The following is a 19,896-nucleotide window of genomic DNA, read 5'->3' on the forward strand; positions in this document are numbered from 1 at the left end:
GGAAATCTTGTCAGCGTAACGCGTACGAAACGAGATGCGTTTGGTGTTACCTATGTAAACTCAGCCATCAAAAGCGCGTTGGCCGCGGGCAGGGGGTGTGGCATCAGACGCGGGTGAAGCGCCTCATCCCACTCGCAATCTGCTGTCTCCTCCTCGGCAGGCAGGCCTCGGCGCAGGTCGTCGCGCAGCCGGTTCCCGACGAGGCGGTGTCAGATCGTGACGGAGATTTTGCTGCGTGGGTCGCTGGTTTTCGCGCCGCCGAGATCGCCAAGGGTGTATCCCCGGCCGCGCTCGATAGCGTAATTGGCGGCCTCCACTACTCGCCCCGCGTCGTCGAGCTCGATCGCGCCCAGCCCGACGACAGCGGCCGGATCGCCCTATTTTCCGACTATGTCGACAAGCGCGTCGAGCCGGTCCGCATCGGTCGGGGCCGGTCGGTCGCCGAGGCGATGGCGGCCGATCTCGCGGCCAACGAAGCGACCACCGGCGTCCCAGCGGCGATCGTCCTCGGCATCTGGGGAATGGAGTCGAGCTACGGCGCGGTCACCGGCAACTTCGACGTTCCGCGCTCGCTGGCGACCTTGGCCTTCGACGGACGGCGCCGCGCGCTGTTCACCAAGGAGCTCGAAGCGACGGTTAGCATCGTCGAGCGAGGGCTGATCGGGCGCGACCGGCTGACCGGGTCATGGGCGGGCGCGATGGGCCAACCGCAGTTCCTGCCGTCATCTTACCTCAAATACGCCCGTGACGCCGACCATGACGGCCGCGTCGACATCTGGGACTCGCGCCCCGACGTCGCGCTGTCGATCGCGACCTACCTCGGCACCAGCGGCTGGAAGCGCGGGCAGGGGTGGGGGTTGCCGATCATCGTCCCCGCCGGGTTCGACCGCGCCAAAGTCCGCAACCTCGTCGCCCCGACATCGTGCACCCGCGTCTATGAAAAGCACAGCCGCTGGATCCCGGTGTCGGAATGGAAGGCACTCGGTTTCGTCAGCGCGACCGGCTGGGGCGCTGCCGGCACGTCGGCCGACGACACCCTGGCGACGCTGGTCGAGCCAGACGGTCCCGGGGGCCGCGCTTTCCTGACCTTCGGCAATTTCCGCGTCCTGCTCGCCTACAATTGCTCCAACTTCTACGCCCTGTCGGTCGGACTCCTCGGCGATGCGCTGCGCTAGGGCGGCCCTGCTTGCGGTCGCGGTCGCTGGCTGCGCGACGCATCGGCCCGAGGTCGCGCATCGCCCGGTTGCGGCTCGCCCCGCCACCGCGCGCGCTGCACCCTCGACCCCCGATGGCCGCGTCAAGATCGGCCAGCCGTACATGGTGCTCGGCCACTGGTACACGCCATCGGACGACCGCAGCTACGACGTCACCGGCATCGCCTCATGGTACGGCCCCGGCTTTCATGCGCTATCGACCGCAAGCGGCGAGCGCTACGACCAGGATGCGATCTCGGCGGCGCACAAGACGCTGCCGCTGCCGTGCTACGTCGAGGTATCGAACCTCGACAACGGCCGCACCCTCGTCGTCCGGGTCAACGACCGCGGGCCCTTCGTCGACGGCCGGATTATCGACCTGTCGCGGCGCAGCGCCCAGCTCCTCGGGGTCGATCGCCCCGGCACCGCGCACGTCCGCGTCCGCCGGGTCTTCCCCGACCAGAGCGTCATCGCCTCGCTAGCACCCCCGCCCGCGCCACCACCACCGCCGGTCACCGCCGAGCCGCCGCCGGTGCCGGTCGTCCTCCCCGCCGCAACGCCGGGAACGGTCTTCATCCAGGTCGCCGCCGTCTCCGACCAGGGCCGCGCCGAATGGCTGATCGGCTATCTCCAGCAATACGCGCCGACCATCATCGCCCGCTCGCCGTCGGGGCTGTGGCGCGTCCGCCTCGGCCCGTTCGCGACGCGCGATGCCGCCACGCCGATACTGGCGCAGGTGCAGGCGGCGGGCTACACCGACGCCCGCACCATCGTCGCCGTCCCCGGCGCCTGATCGCCACCGGAGTATTTCGCCCTTATGCGTCCCCTGATCCTCGTCCTGCTGATGTCGGCGACCGCCAGCACCGCCGCCGTCCCGGTGATGCCCGCTTTCGACACCCCTGCGCCGTATGCGTACATGAAGGACCTGTCGAATGGCATGGTCCTGCTCGACAAGGGCGCCGACACGCCGATGCCGCCGGCGTCGATGGGCAAGATGATGACCGTCTATGTCGCGTTCGACATGATCACCCGCGGCGAGGCAAAGCTCGACCAGAAGGTCACCGTCCGCCCCGAGACGTGGACCAAGTGGCACTCGCAGGGGTCGACGATGTTCCTGTCGGTCAACGAGCAGGTCAGCGTCGAGAACCTTCTCCACGGCATCATCACGCTATCGGGCAACGACGCCTGCGTGACGCTCGGCGAGGGGCTCGGCGGAACCGAGGACCAGTATGTCGCGCTGATGAACCGAGCCGCAGCGAAGATGGGGCTCAAGGGCTCGCACTTCGCCAACACCAACGGCTGGCCCGACCCGAACGAGATGGTCACGCCGCGCGACCTCGCGATCATCGCCGAGCGGACGATCAAGGACTTCCCGGCGCTCTACAAGAAGTTCTACGGCACCCCGTCGTTCACCTGGGGCAAGACGCTCGGCAAGGGCGACGACATCACCCAGGCCAACCGCAACCCGCTGCTCGGGCGCGTCGCCGGAGCCGATGGCTTGAAGACCGGGCACACCGAGGAAGCCGGCTATGGCTTCACCGGATCAGCCGAGCAGGACGGACGGCGGCTGGTCCTCGTCCTCGCCGGGCTCAAGTCGTTCAACGAGCGCATCTCCCAGTCGGTCGCGTTCATGGAATGGGGTTTCCGCGCATGGACCCAGCTGCCGCTGGTCGAGGCGGGGCAGGAAGTCGGGCGCGCCGAGGTGTGGATGGGCGCGGCGAACGACGTCGGCCTGACCGGGGCGACCGACCTCAAGATCACAGTCCCGCGCGGCTACGGTGCCGAGCGCAAGGTGACGCTTGTCTATGACGGCCCGATCAAGGCACCGATCGCCAAGGGCCAGAAGATTGCCGAGCTCGTCGTCACCACGCCCGGCCTGCCGACCGCGCGCCTGCCGCTCGTCGCGACCGAAGCCGTTGCCGTCGCCGGTCCGTTCGGGCGCGTCGGCAGCGCGTTCCGCCACCTCGTCATGGGGAAATGACGGGCAGATTCATCACGCTCGAAGGCGGGGAGGGGGCGGGCAAGTCGACCCAGGCGGCGCTCCTCGTCACCGCGCTTCGTGCCGAGGGGCTGGAGGTCGTGGCGACGCGCGAGCCCGGCGGGACCCCGGGAGCGGAGGCGATCCGCGCGCTGATCGTCGAGGGCGACCCCGACCGCTGGAGCGCGCTGACCGAACTGCTGTTGGTCAATGCCGCCCGCGCCGACCATGTCGCCCGCCTCATCCGGCCGGCGCTGGACCGTGGGGCATGGGTCGTGTGCGACCGCTATGTCGATTCGACGCTGGCGTATCAGGGGGCGGGGAAGGGTGTCCTGCGTGAAGCGCTGATAGACCAGCACCGGCTGGCGACGGGCAACCTGTGGCCCGACCTGACGCTGGTGCTCGACCTGCCGGTCGACCTCGGCGAGACGCGCGCCATCGGGCGCGGCCGCCTCGACCGCTTCGAACTCACCGGAGGCGGGTTCCACGACCGCGTCGCCAAGGCCTTCCGCGCCTCGGTTGTCGATGACCCCGCGCGTGTCCGGCTGATCGACGCGACCCGCGACCCTGCATCCGTTGCCACCGCGATCTGGGCCGAAGTCGAGCCGCTGCTCGCGTGATCGCCGGACACACCGAGCAGGGGCAGGCGCTCCGCGATGCCTTCGCCGCTGGGCGGATGCACCATGCGTGGCTGCTCGCCGGACCGCGCGGAGTGGGCAAGGCGAGCTTCGCCCGCGCCGCCGCCGCATGGGTGTTGGCGCGCGCCGCGAGCGGCGGGACTGCCGACGACAGCTTCGAACTCGACTACGACCACCCCACCGCACGGCTGCTCGCGGCGGGGAGCCACCTCGACTACCGCCTTGTCGAGATCCTCGAGAACCCCAAGACCGGCAAGATGCGCCCCGGCATTTCGGTCGACCAGTTCGTCAAGTCGGACTCGACGATCGGCGAACCGCTCGCGTCGATCTTCCGGACCAAGCCCGCGCTGTCGGACTGGCGGGTGATCGTCGTCGATGCCGCCGACGACCTCAACCGCAACGCCGCCAACGCCTTCCTCAAAAACCTCGAGGAGCCGCCGCCGAATACCTTGTTTCTCGCGATCAGCCATTCACCGAGCCGCCTGTTGCCGACGATCCGCTCGCGCTGCCGGGTGCTGCGCTTCCAGCCGCTCGCCGATCCCGAGGTCGAGGCGGTGATCGGCCGGCTGTTGCCCGACCTGCCCGAAGGCGAACGCGCCGCGCTTGTCGCTGCTGCCGAAGGGAGTCCGGGACGGGCGATGCAACTCGCCAGCGCGAACATCGCCGGGCTGGTCGCCGATCTCGACGCGCTCGCCTCGGCCCCGGCGGCGATGGCGGCGGGGAAGGCGCTGGCGGTCGCGCGCAGCCTGAGCACCAAGGCCGCGACCCCGCGCTACGAAGCCTTCCTCGGGCTGGTTCCCGCGTACATCGCCAGCGCGTCGCGGGATAGGACCGGTGCGCGGCTTGCACGGGCACTGGCGCTGTGGGAGAAAGCGAACACGCTCGCGGCGTCGGCGCTCGGGCTCAGCCTCGATCCGCAGAGCGTCGCCTTCGAACTCGCCGAACTCGTCGCCGGACTTGCCACGCCGTCGCGCAATCCGTTGGATGCTCATGAAATCGCCTGACAAATATTACATCACGACGGCGATCGCCTATCCCAACGGCAAGCCGCATATCGGCCACGCTTATGAGGCGATCGCGACCGACGCGATCGCGCGCTTTCACCGGCTGGCGGGGCGCGACGTCACATTCCTCACCGGCACCGACGAGCACGGCCTCAAGATCGCGCAGGCCGCTCGCGCCGCCGGGATCGCGCCGAAGGCGTATGTCGACGACATGGTCCAGGCATTCCAGACGATGTCGACGGTGTTCGGCATCAGCCACGACCGCTTCATTCGTACCACCGACACCGACCATGCCGCCGCCAGCCAGGCCTTGTGGCGGGCGATGCGCGACGCCGGTGACCTCTACCTCGACCGCTACGAAGGCTGGTACTCGGTCCGCGACGAGGCGTATTACGACGAGAGCGAACTGATCGACGCGACCGGCGCCGACGGCAGCCCGACGCGCCTGTCGCCGCAGGGCACCGCGGTCGAATGGACGATCGAGGAGAGCTGGTTCTTCAGGCTGTCGGCGTATCGGCACAAGCTGCTCGACTGGTACGATGCCCACGCTGAATTCATTCAACCGCCGAGCCGGTTCAACGAGATGCGCAGTTTTGTTGCCGGCGGACTGCGCGACCTGTCGATCTCGCGAACGAGCTTCGACTGGGGCGTGCCGGTGCCCGATGCGCCCGGCCACGTCATGTACGTCTGGGTCGATGCGCTGACTAATTACCTGACCGGGGCAGGGTATCCCGCTGCCGGATACGACGCGACATGGCCCGCCGACCTTCACGTCATCGGCAAGGATGTCGTCCGCTTCCACGCGGTCTATTGGCCAGCGTTCCTGATGTCGGCGGGCCTCGCACTACCGACAACGGTGTTCGGCCACGGCTTCATCCTCGACCGCGGCGAGAAGATGTCGAAGTCGCTCGGCAATGTTGTCGATCCGCTCGCGCTCGCCGAGACGCTTGGGGTCGACCGGCTGCGCTGGTTCCTGCTCCGTGACGTCGCGTTCGGCGACGACGGCAGCTACAGCCACATTGCGATCGTCGAGCGTACCAACGCCGACCTCGCCAACGGCATCGGTAATCTCGCCCAGCGATCGCTGTCGATGATCGCCAAGAACTGCGACGGCCGCTTGCCCGATCAAGGTGTTGGCGGAGCCGCCGAAGATGCGCTCGCAGCAACGTTCGAGGAATATGCCGCTGTCTTCATGGCCGAGATGCACGCGCTCAAGCTCCATCGTGCGCTCGAGGCGATCATGACGATGGTGACGGCAGCCAACGTCTATTTCGCCGATGCCGCGCCTTGGGCGCTCAAGACGAGCGACCCCGCTCGTATGGCGGCGGTGCTTGCGGCTGTCGCCGATGCGACGCGGCGGATCGCTATCCTTGTCCAGCCGATCATACCAGATGCCGCTGCCCGCCTGCTCGACCAGCTCGGAGTCGCTGCCGAAGCGCGCCGCTTCGCCGACCTCGACGTTCGCGTACCGGCCGGAACACCGCTGCCAACCCCTACCGGCGTCTTTCCGCGCTGGGTGGAGCCGGCCTGATGTTCGTCGATTCGCACTGCCACCTCAATTACAAAGGGTTGCGCGAGGATCAGGACGGGGTGATCGAACGCGCGCGCGCCGCCGGGGTCGGGACGATGCTCGGCATCTCGACGCGGGCAGGGGAGTGGGACGAGGTCGTCGCACTCGCCGACGCGCATCCCGACATCTGGGCGACGATCGGTATCCACCCGCACGAGGCCGACGCGCACCCCGAAGTCGACGCCACCAGGCTGATCGACGCCGCGACACATCCCAAGGTCATCGGCATCGGCGAGACCGGGCTCGACTATTTCTACGACCACAGCGACCGCGACCAGCAGCGGACGAGTTTTCGGTCGCACATCGGCGCATCGCGGGCGACCGGTTTGCCGCTGATCGTCCATACCCGTGACGCCGAGGATGACACCGCCGCGATCCTCGCCGAGGAAATGGCGGCGGGGTTTTTTCCTGGCGTCATCCATTGCTTCACCGCCAGTGCAGCCTTTGCCGAACAGGCACTTGCGCTCGGTTTCTACATCTCACTGTCAGGGATCCTGACCTTCAAAAATGCTCGCGACTTGCAGGCGGTTGCTGCCACGTTGCCCGGAGATCGTATCCTCATCGAGACCGACTCGCCATTTCTCGCCCCGGTGCCAATGCGCGGCAAGGTCTGCGAACCGGCGTATGTCGCCCACACTGCGACTGTCCTCGCGGGGCTCCGCGGCATCGATGTCACCAAACTCGCCACGCAAACCAGCGACAATTTCTTCCGCCTGTTCGCGAAGGCAACGCGCCCGGCATGAAGGTCACGATCCTCGGTTCCGGGACATCGAGCGGCGTTCCGCGCATCGGCAACGACTGGGGCGACTGCGATCCGGCCGAGCCGAAAAACCGGCGGCGACGCGTGTCGCTGCTCGTCGAGCACGATGGCGCGACCATCGTCATCGATACCGGACCCGACTTTCGCGAGCAGATGCTGTCGGCGAACGTGCAGCGGATCGATGCGGTCCTTTACACCCACGACCACGCCGACCACACCCACGGCATCGACGACCTGCGGCAGTTCTTTCATCTGATGAAAGAACCAGTCGCGTGTTATGCCAGCCCGGTGACATGGGACGTCTTGATCCCACGCTTCAGCTACGTTTTTGCCGGGACGGCGTTTTATCCGGCGAGCGCGACCGCCAGTCCCATGCCGCCGATACTCACCGTTGGCGGCATAAATATCCGGTCGTTCAATCAAAACCACGGGAATATCGACAGCCTCGGATTTCGCATCGAGACTGCCGGCAAGGCGATCGCGTACTCGACCGATGTTAAAGTGCTGCCGCCGGAATCTGAAGCGTTCGTCCAAGGCCTTGATCTATGGGTCGTCGACGCGCTCCGCCAGAAGCCGCATCCCACACACAGCCACCTCGACCAGACGCTTGGCTGGATCGCCAAGGCCAAACCACGGCACACGATCCTGACGCACATGGATAATTCGATGGACTATGCGGCCTTGGCTCGATCGCTACCGGATGGAATTGAGCCGGGTTTTGACGGACAGACGATCACCATCTGATACACGCGATTTAACATAATACATATTATCGGATACTTTTGTTCGTGGAGTTGCCGATGTTCGGGCCGGTCGCATCGGCCGGCCCTCCTCGCCTAGCGCGACCGACCGCGTGCCGCCACCGGCCACAACGCCCGCAGCGTATCGCCCTGCACGACGTGATAAGTGTCGTACAGATTGACCGTCGGGTCGCAGTGCGGTGCGGCGAACGTGACGATCTCGGCAAGCCCCGGCACCTTGCCTTCGGGGACGATCAGCGCGCCGTGCTCGTCGCCCATGAAGAAATACTTCGATCCATCGGGCGCTCCGGCGATGACCAGCGGCGGGTCGGCGTCGGTCGAGAATGCCTTGAAGCCGCCGTCGACGGTCGCCATGCCGGTCGCATTGTTGCTGACGACCCGAGTATCGATCATCAGAGCGGTCTCGAACGGCGAGCCGCCCTCGTCTCCGGTCAGGTCGCACGCAAGATACTGACTATCCATAAAGACGTACGATCCGACCTGAAGTTCGGTGAACAGGTCGAGCGTCGCGTCGATGCGGTGGGTTCCGGTGCCGCCGCCGGTGACGATGTTTGGGGAGCCGCCTGCCCCCGTCAGTGCCGCAATCACCTCGCGGACGAAATTCGCGCGATCGGTCATCGATGTCGCGCGGTCGGCATAGCCCTCGATGTGCTGTTGCATCCCGCAATAGCATTGGACCCCGGCATAGCTCAGCCCCGGCTCGTCGCGGATGGCCTCAAGCAGCTCGACGGCCGCAGCGGGTGAGCCGACGCCGGTGCGGCGGATGCCCGGGTCAATGTCGATGATCACGCTCAGCGGTTTGCCGCCCGTTGCCGCACGACCGAGGGCGTGGACGTTGTCGACATTGTCGACGACGCACATCAGCCCATCGACGCGTGCATTGAGTGCAACGAGCCGCGCGATCGCCGGCGGCGACACCACCGGCGATGTGATGTGGAGACCGTGAATTCCGCCATCGGCGAGCACTTCGGCTTCACCGAGCTTGGCGCAGCACGCGCCGATCGCCCCTGCTGCAACCTGGCGGCGGGCGATTTCGGGACTTTTGTGGGTCTTGGCGTGGGGGCGAAGCTGGAGGCCGTTGGCGGCGGCAAATTCGGCCATCCGCGCGATATTTCGGTCGAGCGCATCGAGGTCGACGACGAGCACCGGCGTGTTGAAATCGCGTCGCGAACCCTGGCGGTCGATCAAATGGCCGTGCAGCTCTTCGTCGGTCATGCGGTGGCTCCCTCGGAGATGCCGAACAGCGCGGATAGGTGATCGTTGGCGAACTTCGCTTGCGGATCGGCTTCGGCGCGGACGCGGAGATAGTCGGGCGTCCGCGGGTACAGGCGGTGGACGTCGGCGGTGATCAGCGTGTGCCGCTTCGCCCAATGCGGCCGCCCGCCGCCGCGTTGGAGGATCGTCTCCATCTCGGCGAACGCCGCGGTCCACGGCATCTTGGCGTATTGGTGGAACGAGATCGACGCGCACGGACCGTTGTTGAACGGGCTCATCCAGATATCGTCGGCGGCGGTCAGGCGGAATTCGAAGGGAAACGCGATCGGCATGCGCTGGCGCCGGATATGCGCGATCGCCTCCTTGAGCACGCCGATGCCGTTCGCGCGCGGCAGTTCGTATTCCATCTCCTCGAAGCGGATCGTGCGTTCGGAGGGGAATATCTTATACGCCGGGCCGACGCGCCGCGTGGATTTGGCCGACGCGCGCATCATCAGCCGCTGGAGCGTCGGGATCATGCGGTTCGCGGCAGCGCCCAGGTCGCAGACCAGCCGGAAGATCGTCTCGTCGATGTCCTTGCCGTCCTGGTAGTCGCCCTCAGGCTCGACCGGGTGGAGCGTCTTGAAGATGACGTGGTCGGAATAGGGAAAGACGAAGAACTCCATGTGCCGGGTAGCCGCGCCGAGTTCATCGATGCGCTCGGCGATCTCGGCCAGCGGCCGCCGTTCGACGCGCTCCTCAAGGTGGTACGCCGGGACGACATGTATGCGGATCGCCACCGCGACGCCGAACAGGCCGAGCGAGAGGCGCTGCGCCTCGTATAATTCGGAGTGCTGGTCCGGGCCGCATTCGACGATCTCGCCGTTGGCCTGCATGAGACGAAAACCGCACGCCTGCGTCGCGATGCTGCCGAGATCGGCACCCGTCCCGTGAGTGCCGGTGGCGGTCGCACCGGCAAGCGACTGCGGGTTGATGTCGCCCTGATTGATCAGCGACAGGCCTTCCGCCCACAGCGCCGCGGTAAGCCGGTCGAGCCCCCACCCCGCCGGCGCCCAGACCGTGCGGCGGTCGGGCGCGACCTCGATACTGCCGTCGTAGCCAGCGAGGCTGATCAGTGTGCCCTCGGTCGCGCACAATGGCATGAACGAGTGTCCTGCACCGACGACACGGACCTTGCTCGCCTGGACGACGAGACTCGCGAGTTCGTCTGCCGATTTGGGACGGGCAACGCGCGCCGGCTCGGCAACGACACTTCCCGACCAGTTTTGCCACTGGCTCACTGCCAACTCCTCGTATCCGCGATTACGATAGCTGTAACTACCGTTCTTGCAAGCTGCCGCTTAGTCAAAGGTATCGAAATAAATCGCGAAGAGGCGGCAGACTTCGACATTGAGCAACTCGGCATCGCGGTCCGGTTCCTCGACAACCATCTCGCCCGCAGCATAGCTCAATTCGATCATCATCCGCATCGCGACGCGCAGCCGTGCCTCAGGGGTGTTCGGGTAGCGCGCACGAACCGCGTCGAGGAAGCGGTCGGCGATCATGTCGCGCGACGCAAAGCGCAGACGCTGGAGCATCGGCACCGCGCGCAACGCCCGCCCAATCGCCGCGCCGCCGGGGAAGCGGCGGGTGATCGCGACGACCTCGCGCTGGAGCTCGACGCTCTTGCCCAGTCGCTCGTCGCTCGTGCCGTCGAGACCGCCGCGATCGAGCCAGTCGAGCACCGCGCGATCCTGCTCGTCCATCAGCCGATCGCCGAGGACCTTGAGGATAGCGTATTTGTTCGGGAAGTAGCGGTAGAGCGCCGGCGGCGTCAGCCCGGCGCGTCCGCAGATCGAGTTGGTCGTCAACTGCTCGAAACCGACCTCGCGCAGCATCTCGCCAGCAGTGGCAAGAACAACCTCATAAGTATCGAGCGACCGCGCCTGTGTCGGCTGAAGCTTGGTCGCTAGAGGGATCTCCGCAGGCTTTTGTACCGCGATCGCGGCCGTGTTTGATGGCATCGCCAACTCCAGTGTTTGGCGACTTCTAGCCGATCGCGTCGACGCGCGGGCGGGTCAAATGCAGTGCTGCGACGATAACTGCGCAGATCACAGCGATACCCGCCGCAAGATAGAGGCTGCCGCGCACATCGCTATCGGTGACGACGAGCGAGGCAAGGAACGGCCCTGCCCCGCACCCGAGCAACGATGCACCAGGCCCGAGGATCGCGGCGCGGCGCGTCGGGTCGGCCTCGATCGCCATCGGCGTGAGATAAGGGGCGGAGAAAATCCATAGAAAGCCAAACGCCGCCGACGCGGCGAGGAACACGACGGTCGACGGTAGTGTCGCAAAGACGCCAAGCAACACGATCATGCCGATCAGCGACCCGACCAGCGCCCACAGCCACGCGATCCGCCCCGCCGCGATCGTCGCCAGCGTTCCGCCCGCGACCTGCGCGCCGAGCGACAGCGAAATCGCCAACCCGGCCGTGCCCGCAGCGTGCCCCGACTGACGCGATAGCGGCTCGACATAAATCCACGCCGCCAGGATGAACGCCTGGAAGCAGAAAGTCGCCGCGAGGGCGACCCAGCCGCGCGCTCCGGGCAGTCCGCGCGGATTGTCGGTCGCTGGCAGCGGGGCGTAGGACGGCGGCACGGCTACCCCGACAATCGCCGACACCAGACCGACCGCGGCCAGCGCGAGAAAGCCGCCGTTGACGCCGAACGGACCGATAACGAATGCGGTGATCGCCGCGACCATGACGAGCTGCGCAAGCGTCTGGACTGTCAGATAGAGTCCGGCACCGCGTTCAGGGCGCGGCGAGCGCACGATTAGCCCGGTTACCAGCCAGATCATGATGCCGCTCGGCAGCCCGGCGAGACCGCGCACGAGCGTCAGCATATCGCCGGAAACTCTGGTCGTGGCGACGTTGAGCGCTGCAAGCAGCAGGCCGCAGACGACCGCGATGACCCGCAGGTGACGGGAGCCGAACACGGCCCCTGCAAGGCCAGCGCCGATACCCATCGCCAGCAGCTCGACCGTCCCCGCCTCGCCAAGCTGCGTCGCGCTGAGCCGGTGCGTCGCCTCGAGTCCGCCGAGCAGCAGCGGTCCGACGCCGGCGAACAGCACGCCGACGATGCCGACGACATACGCCGCAACCTGCTGACCGACCGGCGGCGGCGAGCCGATCCAGGCTCCCGCGGCGGTCAATATTTGAAGCGGAGATACAGGCCGTAGGACCGCGGCTGGCCGACGCTGAAGATATCGAAACCGAGGCTGGGGACCGGCGTGATGTCGACGATATTGGTCGTATTGAAGATATTGCGCCCGAACACGCCGAGCTCGTAGCGGCTCTCGCCCAGTCGCCAGCCGACCTGGCCGTTGACGAAAATACGCCGCGGGTCGCTCAGCCGCTCGGTGTTGGCGGTGTCGAAGAAGACCTTCGAGCGGTAGGTAAAATCAAGCTGCCCGACGAAGCTGCCGACCGGCAGGTCGTGTTCATAGTGTGCGGTGCCGCTGATGCTCGCCTTGGGTGCCGACGGCAAGGTATTGCCCGAGTAGCTTGTCCCCGCCGAGACGAAGTTGACGTATTCGGCGTGGAGTAGCGAGACGCCGAGCGACAGGTCGAGCCCGGTGAACGGAGTCGCCTCGAATTCGGCCTCGCCGCCGTAGATCCGCGCCGCCGACGCATTGGTGAACAGCTGGACCGTCAACAGCCCGCGCTGGACCGTTGTATAGACCTGCAGGTCCTTGTAATCGTAATAGAATGCCGAGAAGTTCGCACGCAGCCGATTGTCGAAGAACTGGGTCTTGGCCCCGATTTCATACGCGTTGACCTTCTCGTCGCGATACGGCCCGATGTCGGCGGGATCGGTCGTCTGGCCGCTGAAGAAACCACCGCTCTTTGATCCGCGATTATAGCTGGCATACAAATTGATGTCGTCGGTCGCCTTATACTGGATGCCGACCCGGCCCGACAGCGACTTGAATGTCCTGCTCTCGTCGAAGGTGAAGATCGGGATCGTGCCGTTCTCCGCCTCGCTGACATAATGGAACGACTTGTGGTCGCTGGCGAAGCGCAGTCCGCCGGTCAGCGTCAGCCGCGACGTCACGTCGTAATCGACCTGACCGAACACCGCATAGCTTGTTGTCTTCTGGTGCAGCGGCCAGCCGAACAGACCGATGCTGTTCGCCACGTCGGCCCCGCCTGGGTTCTCCGGCGTCGGATCGCGCAGCGCCCGGAGGATGTCGTATTGCGAGCGGTTGTCGAGGTCGTCGTACGAGAAATAGCCGCCGAGAACGTAGCGCAGCGGGGTCTTGCCGTTCGACTGGAGCCGGACCTCCTGGCTCGTCGTGTTCTGCCGCGCGATGTAGCTCGCGGTGAAGATCGGCAGAGGATTGGCGTCGGTCTCCTCCTGGTCGTTCCGTGCCGCATGCTGATAGCCGGTCACCGACACCAGCGACACGGGCCCGAAGTCGTACGTCAGCGTGTTCGTCGCCGCGAACAGCCGGACGACATCCCTGCCGAGGAACTGGTAGTCGCCGGCGTAAAGGTTCTTGCTGGTGTTGGCATAGCCAAGGACGTTGGTGCACTGGCCCGACGTGTAGAACGCCGGCGCGCAAAGCCCATCGGCACCCGTCGCGGCGGGCGTTTGCGGCAATATCGATCGGTTATACGCGAGGATTGAGCCGCCGTGCGATTGGTTGGCGCTAACCTTGAGGTCGTCGGTCAGATTGTCGGTCGGACGCCAGCGCAACGCGCCGCGGATCGCCCAGCGGTTGGTGTTGTTGCCGTATCGCCCGCTCGTCCGGTCGAGGGTATAGCCGTCGTCGCGCGCATACAGGCCTGAAACGCGCGCGGTGAGCTTGTCGCCTGCAATCGGGCCACCGACCCCGCCCTCGAGATTGACCGCGTTAAAGCGGCCATAGTCGAGCGACGCATCGGCGGCGAGGCTGTCCGACGGGGCCTTCGTCGTGACGTTAATCGCGCCGCCAGTGGTGTTGCGGCCGTACAGCGTGCCCTGCGGCCCGCGCAGGACCTCCACCTGCTGGAGATCGTAGAACGAGGCGAGCTGCGCCAGCGGCGAGGCGATATAGACGCCGTCTACATAGATGCCGACCGCGCTGTTGGTCGACGGATTGAAATCGTTGACCCCGACGCCGCGAATGAAGATGCGCGGGTTGGCGGCGTTGTCGTCGGTCTTGATCTGGAGCCCGGGGGCAAGCCCCGACAGGCCAAGGAGGTTCTCGACGCGCTTGTTCTTCAGCGCTTCGGCGGTGATTGCCGTGATCGCAATCGGAACTTCCTGCAGGTTTTCCGATCGCTTTTGCGCAGTGACGACAATATCCTCGACACCGGCTGCAACGGCCGGGGCGGCAGCGGGTGGAGCTTGCTGCGCTATCGCCGCACTTGCGACCGAGACGCTGGCTAGAAAGCAGACCGGAAGCTGACGCATCGAACACCCCGCATGACGATCGCGTTACAGTAGCCGTGACTACCGTTTCCGCAAGCGGCATTTGCGGGGCTTGGCGGCACCTAGCGCGGCAGGGTTCGGCGCAGGAATGACGTCATCGTGTCGAGGACGTCGGCCTTGCCGCGAAACGGCTTCGACAGCGCAAGCAGCAGCCCGACATGGCCGACGCCGGGATATTCTTTCTCCTCGACCTTCGCGCCCTTGAGGCGGAGCGCTGCCGCCAGCGCTCGGCTGTTGCGCGGACGAACGACGTCGTCGGCGTCTCCGGTCAAAAGCAGCGCGGGCGGGGCATCGGCGCGGACGAAGCTGATCGGTTGGGTTGCCCTCGGGTCGGGTGCCTTGCCGAACGCCGCGATCGCCGACGGCTGGTCGAACGGCAGGAAGTCGTATGGCCCCGCCAGACCGACCACGGCCTTGATCGCCCCGGATGCTCCGGCGGCGGCGATATAGCGCCCGTCGAGCGCGAGCATCATCGCGATATGCGCGCCCGCCGAATGCCCAGCGACTGCGATCCGCTTCGGGTCGCCGCCCGACGCCGCGATGTGATCGACCGTCCATCGCACCGCCGCCGCGCCGTCGTCGATAAATGCCGGGAAGCGCACTTGCGGCACGAGACGGTAGTCGGGAACGACGACGACAAAGCCACGCGCCGCGATCGCCCGCGCGGCAAACGCATAGCCGCCGCGATACCCCGAGTTCCACCCGCCGCCGTAAAAGAAGATCACCACCGGCAGCGGCGCGGTGGCATCGGCGGGGGCGTAGACGTCGAGCCGCTGGCGCTGGTCGCTGCCATACGCCGCGCCGTCGATCCGCTTGACGATCCCGCCATCGCCCGGGGTCAGTGCGTTCAATCGGTTGAGCGTCGCGAGGTTGTTGCAGCCGGCAAGCGCGACGGCGGCCCCGGCACTGGCGGCGATGATGAGCGTGCGGCGAGAGATCGTCATGTCGCCATCTTGCCCGACCGCCCCGCCCTGTCTAGGCCGAACACATGACGACCACCGGACCCGGCCCCGCCGGCCTTCAGCTCGAACGCCTCGCCGCGATCATGGCGCGGCTGCGTGAGCCCGGCGGGTGCCCGTGGGACCGCGCGCAGACCTTCGCGACGATCGCGCCGTACACGATCGAGGAAGCGTATGAGGTCGCCGACGCGATCGACACCGGCGACATGTCCGGCCTTCGCGACGAACTCGGCGACCTGCTGTTCCAGGTCGTGTTTCACTCGCGGATGGCCGAGGAGGTAGGGCATTTCGCGCTCGCCGACGTCGTCGCCGGGATCGCCGCGAAGATGGAGCGGCGGCATCCCCACGTCTTCGGCGATGCCACGCCCGCCGCCGACGCAACCGCGCAACTCGCCGACTGGGAAACGATCAAGGCAGCCGAGCGCCCGCGCGATGGCGCTCTCTCGGGCGTGGCGAGCGCCCTGCCCGCGCTGATGCGTGCCGACAAGCTCCAGCGTCGCGCCGCCCGCACCGGCTTCGACTGGCCCGACGCGAGCGGCCCTCGCGCCAAAGTCGTCGAGGAACTCGGCGAGTTCGAGGCGGCGACGACCGATGCCGAACGCCTCGACGAGGGTGGCGACCTGCTGTTCGCCGTGGTCAACGTCCTGCGCCACCGCGGAATCGACCCCGAGGCCGCACTGCGCGGGGCGAATGCCAAGTTCGAACGGCGCTTCAAGGCGATGGAGGCGAGTGCCGGCGCGTCGTTTGCCGGCCTCGATCTCGCTGCCAAGGACGCGCTCTGGGACCAAGCCAAGGCCGCCGAACGGGCCTGACGCCAGATTGCGTCAGACGGTGGCGAAGCGCGCCGCCATCTCTGGGGCCAGCCGAACCTTTAGCGTCACCCCGCCATCGTCGCTGTCGATCCGTTCGATGACGTCGCCGTGCGCGTAGAGCCATGCGGCGCGGCGGCCCTCGTGCGCGCCAAGGACGAAGTCGACCGTCCGCGCCGACCTCTGGAGCATCTCGGCGACGAGCGTCCGCAGCGCGTCGACCCCCTCCCCCGTCACCGCCGAGATCGCCATCGCGTCTTCGGGCAGGTTGGCGAGCAGGCCAGCGCGCGCCTCGGGATCGAGCAGGTCGAGCTTGTTGAGCGCTGTGACGATCGGCACCCGCGTCTCGCCGTCGATCACACCGAGCCCGCGCAGCACGTCGGCGACATCGGCGGCCTGAGCGTCGCTGTCGGGGTGGGCGACGTCGCGGACGTGGACGATCAGGTCGGCCTCGATCACCTCTTCGAGCGTCGCGCGGAATGCCGCGACCAGCTGAGTCGGCAGTGCCGAAATAAAGCCGACGGTATCGGACAGTATGACCTTGTCGACCCCGGGCAATTCTATCGCGCGCATCGTCGGGTCAAGCGTGGCGAACAAGAGGTTCTCGGCCATGACCGTCGCCCCGGTCAGCCGGTTGAACAGCGTCGACTTGCCGGCATTCGTGTAGCCGACGAGCGCGACGACCGGATACGGCGCCTTCTGCCGCCGGTCGCGGTGGAGCGCGCGGGTCCGCTTGACCTCCTCGAGTTCCTTCTTGAGCTTGGCGATCTTGTCGCGAATCTGCCGCCGATCGGACTCGATCTGTGACTCGCCGGGACCCCCGAGAAAGCCGACGCCGCCGCGCTGGCGCTCGAGGTGAGTCCATGAGCGAACGAGACGGCTCGCCTGGTAATCGAGGTGCGCGACCTCGACCTGAAGCGAGCCTTCGCGCGTCGTCGCCCGCTCCCCAAAGATTTCGAGGATCAGCCCGGTCCGGTCGATGACCTTGGCGCTGAACGCCTTTTCGAGATTGCGTTGCTGGATCGGCGACAGCGCGCCATCGATCACGACGACCTCGATGTCGTTCGCGGCGACCGTCGCGGTCAGCCGCTCGATCTGACCCTTGCCGAACAGCGTCGACGCGGTCGCCTTCCGGATGCGGATGATCTCGCGCTCGACGACGTTGAGATTGATTGCCGCCGCGAGGCCGACAGCCTCCTCGAGCCGCGACTCGGCGTCGCGACTGGCGGAGCCGTCACGCTTCGCCGCCGATCCGTCGCGCTTGCCGCCGGCACCGTCGCGCTCGGGCATGACGACGAGCGTGTTCGCGCCGAAGCGGATGCCGCGCTGGGCATCGAAGCCGGGCTGCGCCTGGGTCGACTCACCGCGAACCCGCTCGGGGGCCGCGGCGCTCTCGTCCAATGGCTCGCGGACATCGTCCGCGTCAGGATCAATCAAGGCCGTCGTCGTCGACCTTTTCAGCGTCGAACAACTGGATCGGGCCGGCGGGCATCACGGTCGAGATCGCGTGCTTGTACACGAGTTGCGAACTGCCATCGCGGCGCAGCAGCACCGAGAAGTTGTCGAACCACGTGATGTTGCCCTGGAGCTTGACGCCGTTGACGAGGAACATCGTCACGGGCGTCTTAGTCTTGCGGACCGTGTTGAGGAATACGTCCTGGAGGCTGCTCGGCTTCTCGGCCATTTTTCGTCCTTCTTGTTCTTGGCAAACTGCGGTTTGCACGATGACCGCGTTGATCGCGGCCACCGCTCCCCGGCGGCGAACCGCCGGAAGACATGAATGTAGGGCGGCGAAGGGTTCGGCTCAAGCCGCCAATTAAGTTGATCACCCGCGCTGCTCGGCTAGCGCGACTAGTCGACCATCGCCGCAGCATCGATCGGCACCCAATCCTGATAAGCGGCCCGGCAGATATCGCCCCGGGCGTTGCACAAATCTAGCTCAGCCAGCAGATGGCCGTCGGGACGCTGGATCAGCGTAAGCCGCGGCGCTCGATCATCGAAGATGCCCAAGAACCCTACGGTCTGCTTGGGCCGATAAAGCGTTTTCTGTTCGCGTTCGCCGTCTTGCGGCAACCAGTCAAAGTGGTGTTTCGTCCAGCCGAACTCGCGACACTCGCCGCTCTCGTAGGTGGTGCGGCAACCGTTAGACCGCCACTTCCTCCGCATCCTCGTCGCGCGTTCCCTCGCTCAATCCGAGCGCCTTCAGCTTGCGGTGCAAAGCCGAGCGTTCCATGCCGATGAACGCTGCGGTCCGCGAGATATTGCCCGAGAAGCGCCGGATCTGGGCGCGGAGATATTCGCGCTCGAACGCCTCGCGCGCTTCCCGGAGCGGTGTCCCCATGATCGATTTGACCGCCTGATTGGGCAGCAGCTTGGCGGGCTCGGTGGTGATCTCGGCGGGGAGCATGTCGACGTCGATCCGCCCGACGCGCTCGGGCGGCGCGAGGATCAGCGTCCGCTCGACGACGTTGCGGAGCTGGCGGACATTCCCCGGCCAATCGTACGTCTGCAGCGCGGCGACCGCGTCGTCCGACAGGATCGGCGTCGAGACACGCCGCTCGGCCGAATAGCGCGCCAGGAAATAGGCGACGAGTTCGGCGACATCCTCGCGGCGTTCGCTCAGTGCGGGCAGCCGAACGGGGACGACATTAAGGCGGTAGTACAGGTCTTCGCGGAAGCGCCCCGCCTCGATCTCGGCGGGCAGGTCGCGCGACGTCGCGCTGATGACGCGGACGTCGACGCGGACCCAGCGCGAGCCGCCGATCCGCTGGAAGGTCTGCTCGGTCAGGACGCGGAGGATCTTTGCCTGCGTCGGCAGCGGCATGTCGGCGACCTCGTCGAGGAACAGGGTGCCGCCGTGCGCCTGCTCGAACAGCCCGGTCCGCGCGAGGTGACCGCTGTCCTCACGCCCGAACAGCTCCTCCTCGACGCGCTCGGGGTCCATCCGTGCGGCGCTGACGACGACGAACGGCGATCCCGATCGGGGGCTCCACTGGTGGAGCAGCCGCGCCGCGATCTCCTTGCCCGACCCGGCCGCGCCAGTGATGAGGACGCGGCTGCCGGTCGCGGCGACGCGCTTGATCGTCGCCCGGACGCCGTTGATGACCGTCGACGATCCGGTTAGCTCGGTATCGAAGCCGGCGCGCTCGCGGAGCTCTTCGTTTTCGCGCTTCAAGCGCTCGGTCTCGGTAGCGCGCTGAACGACAAGAAGGAGCTGGTCGGCCTGGAACGGCTTTTCGATGAAATCGTATGCGCCGCGCTTGATCGCGGTCACCGCGGTCTCGATGTTGCCGTGACCCGAAATGACAATGACCGGCAGCGTCGGGTCGCGGCGCTTGACCTCCTCGAGGAGCTCGAGGCCGTCCATCCGCGACCCCTGCAGCCAGATGTCGAGGATCAGCAGCGACGGGCGTCGCTCGGCGAGCGCGGCGAGCGTCGTGTCGCTGTCCTTCGCGGTGCGCGTTGCATAGCCCTCGTCGGCGAGGATCGCGGCGACGAGTTCGCGGATGTCGGCTTCGTCGTCGACGACGAGAATTTCGAGCGCCATGCGTCT

At 66.6% G+C, this 19,896-nt stretch carries 18 protein-coding genes and 1 pseudogene; 9 read left to right on the plus strand and 10 right to left on the minus strand.

The window, feature by feature from the left end; all coding sequences use genetic code 11:
- Positions 1 to 113 precede the first annotated feature (113 nt).
- Genes KZX46_RS15635 through KZX46_RS15670 form a run of 8 tightly spaced genes read left to right on the plus strand, consistent with a single transcriptional unit; the run spans position 114 to position 7,887 of the window.
- Entirely contained in the window at positions 114 to 1,175 is a 1,062-nt protein-coding gene (locus tag KZX46_RS15635; RefSeq protein WP_226895997.1) for a lytic transglycosylase domain-containing protein, read from the plus strand.
- Positions 1,162 to 1,986, plus strand: a complete 825-nt coding sequence (locus KZX46_RS15640; protein ID WP_219774748.1) for a septal ring lytic transglycosylase RlpA family protein — start codon at positions 1,162 to 1,164, stop codon at positions 1,984 to 1,986. The genes KZX46_RS15635 and KZX46_RS15640 overlap by 14 nt, the downstream gene beginning before the upstream one ends.
- Before the next feature lie 24 nt (positions 1,987 to 2,010).
- Complete coding sequence (locus tag KZX46_RS15645; protein WP_370647460.1) at positions 2,011 to 3,174, plus strand: D-alanyl-D-alanine carboxypeptidase family protein; 1,164 nt, start codon at positions 2,011 to 2,013, stop codon at positions 3,172 to 3,174.
- On the plus strand, positions 3,171 to 3,791 hold the full coding sequence (gene tmk / locus KZX46_RS15650; protein ID WP_219774749.1) for a dTMP kinase: 621 nt from the start codon (positions 3,171 to 3,173) through the stop codon (positions 3,789 to 3,791). The genes KZX46_RS15645 and tmk overlap by 4 nt, the downstream gene beginning before the upstream one ends.
- On the plus strand, positions 3,788 to 4,813 hold the full coding sequence (locus KZX46_RS15655) for an AAA family ATPase (protein WP_219774750.1): 1,026 nt from the start codon (positions 3,788 to 3,790) through the stop codon (positions 4,811 to 4,813). Before tmk ends, KZX46_RS15655 begins: the two co-directional genes overlap by 4 nt.
- A complete protein-coding gene (gene metG, locus KZX46_RS15660; protein WP_219774751.1) occupies positions 4,800 to 6,344 on the plus strand; it encodes a methionine--tRNA ligase in 1,545 nt (514 codons plus the stop codon). Before KZX46_RS15655 ends, metG begins: the two co-directional genes overlap by 14 nt.
- Positions 6,344 to 7,126, plus strand: coding sequence for a TatD family hydrolase (locus KZX46_RS15665; protein ID WP_219774752.1), 783 nt, complete (start codon positions 6,344 to 6,346; stop codon positions 7,124 to 7,126). The genes metG and KZX46_RS15665 overlap by 1 nt, the downstream gene beginning before the upstream one ends.
- Positions 7,123 to 7,887, plus strand: a complete 765-nt coding sequence (locus KZX46_RS15670) for an MBL fold metallo-hydrolase (protein WP_219774753.1) — start codon at positions 7,123 to 7,125, stop codon at positions 7,885 to 7,887. Before KZX46_RS15665 ends, KZX46_RS15670 begins: the two co-directional genes overlap by 4 nt.
- 92 nt (positions 7,888 to 7,979) lie before the next feature.
- Here KZX46_RS15670 and KZX46_RS15675 read toward each other — a convergent pair whose 3' ends face one another.
- The 6 genes from KZX46_RS15675 to KZX46_RS15700 all read right to left on the minus strand — a co-directional run bounded on the left by KZX46_RS15675 (position 7,980) and on the right by KZX46_RS15700 (position 15,519).
- Entirely contained in the window at positions 7,980 to 9,119 is a 1,140-nt protein-coding gene (locus tag KZX46_RS15675; RefSeq protein ID WP_219774754.1) for a DSD1 family PLP-dependent enzyme, read from the minus strand.
- Positions 9,116 to 10,399, minus strand: a complete 1,284-nt coding sequence (locus KZX46_RS15680) for a D-arabinono-1,4-lactone oxidase (RefSeq protein ID WP_219774755.1) — start codon at positions 10,397 to 10,399, stop codon at positions 9,116 to 9,118. Before KZX46_RS15680 ends, KZX46_RS15675 begins: the two co-directional genes overlap by 4 nt.
- A 60-nt stretch (positions 10,400 to 10,459) precedes the next feature.
- Positions 10,460 to 11,122, minus strand: coding sequence for a TetR/AcrR family transcriptional regulator (locus tag KZX46_RS15685; RefSeq protein ID WP_219774756.1), 663 nt, complete (start codon positions 11,120 to 11,122; stop codon positions 10,460 to 10,462).
- A gap of 25 nt (positions 11,123 to 11,147) precedes the next feature.
- Positions 11,148 to 12,311: a hypothetical protein gene (locus tag KZX46_RS15690; RefSeq protein WP_219774757.1), complete on the minus strand. Its 1,164-nt coding sequence runs from the start codon at positions 12,309 to 12,311 to the stop codon at positions 11,148 to 11,150.
- Positions 12,308 to 14,557 (minus strand): TonB-dependent receptor, encoded by a 2,250-nt coding sequence (locus KZX46_RS15695; protein ID WP_219774758.1) that lies wholly within the window; start codon positions 14,555 to 14,557, stop codon positions 12,308 to 12,310. The genes KZX46_RS15690 and KZX46_RS15695 overlap by 4 nt, the downstream gene beginning before the upstream one ends.
- An 80-nt stretch (positions 14,558 to 14,637) precedes the next feature.
- Positions 14,638 to 15,519: an alpha/beta hydrolase gene (locus tag KZX46_RS15700; protein WP_219774759.1), complete on the minus strand. Its 882-nt coding sequence runs from the start codon at positions 15,517 to 15,519 to the stop codon at positions 14,638 to 14,640.
- Positions 15,520 to 15,563: 44 nt separating this feature from the next.
- Here KZX46_RS15700 and mazG point away from each other — a divergent pair, with 44 nt between their 5' ends.
- Complete coding sequence (gene mazG / locus KZX46_RS15705; RefSeq protein ID WP_219774760.1) at positions 15,564 to 16,346, plus strand: nucleoside triphosphate pyrophosphohydrolase; 783 nt, start codon at positions 15,564 to 15,566, stop codon at positions 16,344 to 16,346.
- A 12-nt stretch (positions 16,347 to 16,358) separates the two neighbouring features.
- On the opposite strand, the gene hflX is transcribed toward mazG, so the two are convergent.
- The 4 genes and pseudogenes from hflX to KZX46_RS15725 form a co-directional block, all read right to left on the minus strand.
- Positions 16,359 to 17,633 (minus strand): GTPase HflX, encoded by a 1,275-nt coding sequence (gene hflX, locus KZX46_RS15710; protein WP_219777051.1) that lies wholly within the window; start codon positions 17,631 to 17,633, stop codon positions 16,359 to 16,361.
- A 154-nt stretch (positions 17,634 to 17,787) separates the two neighbouring features.
- A pseudogene (hfq, locus tag KZX46_RS15715) lies at positions 17,788 to 18,027 on the minus strand (RNA chaperone Hfq); the annotation flags it as partial.
- 167 nt (positions 18,028 to 18,194) lie between these two features.
- Positions 18,195 to 18,509: a hypothetical protein gene (locus KZX46_RS15720; RefSeq protein ID WP_219774761.1), complete on the minus strand. Its 315-nt coding sequence runs from the start codon at positions 18,507 to 18,509 to the stop codon at positions 18,195 to 18,197.
- The gene (locus KZX46_RS15725; RefSeq protein ID WP_216707733.1) at positions 18,487 to 19,890 is read right to left on the minus strand and encodes a sigma-54 dependent transcriptional regulator; all 1,404 of its coding nucleotides are present in this window, start codon (positions 19,888 to 19,890) and stop codon (positions 18,487 to 18,489) included. Before KZX46_RS15725 ends, KZX46_RS15720 begins: the two co-directional genes overlap by 23 nt.
- Between the last annotated feature and the right edge of the window lie 6 nt (positions 19,891 to 19,896).

The sequence above is a fragment of the Polymorphobacter sp. PAMC 29334 genome (assembly GCF_019431245.1).
Taxonomy (GTDB): Bacteria; Pseudomonadota; Alphaproteobacteria; order Sphingomonadales; family Sphingomonadaceae; genus Polymorphobacter_B; species Polymorphobacter_B megasporae.

What these genes read in the sequence shown, in the direction of transcription:
- KZX46_RS15640 (WP_219774748.1), top strand. Translation starts at nt 1,162, where the DNA reads ATGCGCTGCGCTAGGGCGGCCCTGCTTGCGGTCGCGGTCGCTGGCTGC.
- KZX46_RS15645 (WP_370647460.1), top strand. Translation starts at nt 2,011, where the DNA reads ATGCGTCCCCTGATCCTCGTCCTGCTGATGTCGGCGACCGCCAGCACC.
- tmk (WP_219774749.1), top strand. Translation starts at nt 3,171, where the DNA reads ATGACGGGCAGATTCATCACGCTCGAAGGCGGGGAGGGGGCGGGCAAG.
- metG (WP_219774751.1), top strand. Translation starts at nt 4,800, where the DNA reads ATGAAATCGCCTGACAAATATTACATCACGACGGCGATCGCCTATCCC.
- KZX46_RS15665 (WP_219774752.1), top strand. Translation starts at nt 6,344, where the DNA reads ATGTTCGTCGATTCGCACTGCCACCTCAATTACAAAGGGTTGCGCGAG.
- KZX46_RS15670 (WP_219774753.1), top strand. Translation starts at nt 7,123, where the DNA reads ATGAAGGTCACGATCCTCGGTTCCGGGACATCGAGCGGCGTTCCGCGC.
- KZX46_RS15675 (WP_219774754.1), bottom strand. Translation starts at nt 9,119, where the DNA reads ATGACCGACGAAGAGCTGCACGGCCATTTGATCGACCGCCAGGGTTCG.
- KZX46_RS15685 (WP_219774756.1), bottom strand. Translation starts at nt 11,122, where the DNA reads ATGCCATCAAACACGGCCGCGATCGCGGTACAAAAGCCTGCGGAGATC.
- KZX46_RS15695 (WP_219774758.1), bottom strand. Translation starts at nt 14,557, where the DNA reads ATGCGTCAGCTTCCGGTCTGCTTTCTAGCCAGCGTCTCGGTCGCAAGT.
- KZX46_RS15700 (WP_219774759.1), bottom strand. Translation starts at nt 15,519, where the DNA reads ATGACGATCTCTCGCCGCACGCTCATCATCGCCGCCAGTGCCGGGGCC.
- mazG (WP_219774760.1), top strand. Translation starts at nt 15,564, where the DNA reads ATGACGACCACCGGACCCGGCCCCGCCGGCCTTCAGCTCGAACGCCTC.
- hflX (WP_219777051.1), bottom strand. Translation starts at nt 17,633, where the DNA reads ATGCCCGAGCGCGACGGTGCCGGCGGCAAGCGCGACGGATCGGCGGCG.
- KZX46_RS15720 (WP_219774761.1), bottom strand. Translation starts at nt 18,509, where the DNA reads ATGCGGAGGAAGTGGCGGTCTAACGGTTGCCGCACCACCTACGAGAGC.
- KZX46_RS15725 (WP_216707733.1), bottom strand. Translation starts at nt 19,890, where the DNA reads ATGGCGCTCGAAATTCTCGTCGTCGACGACGAAGCCGACATCCGCGAA.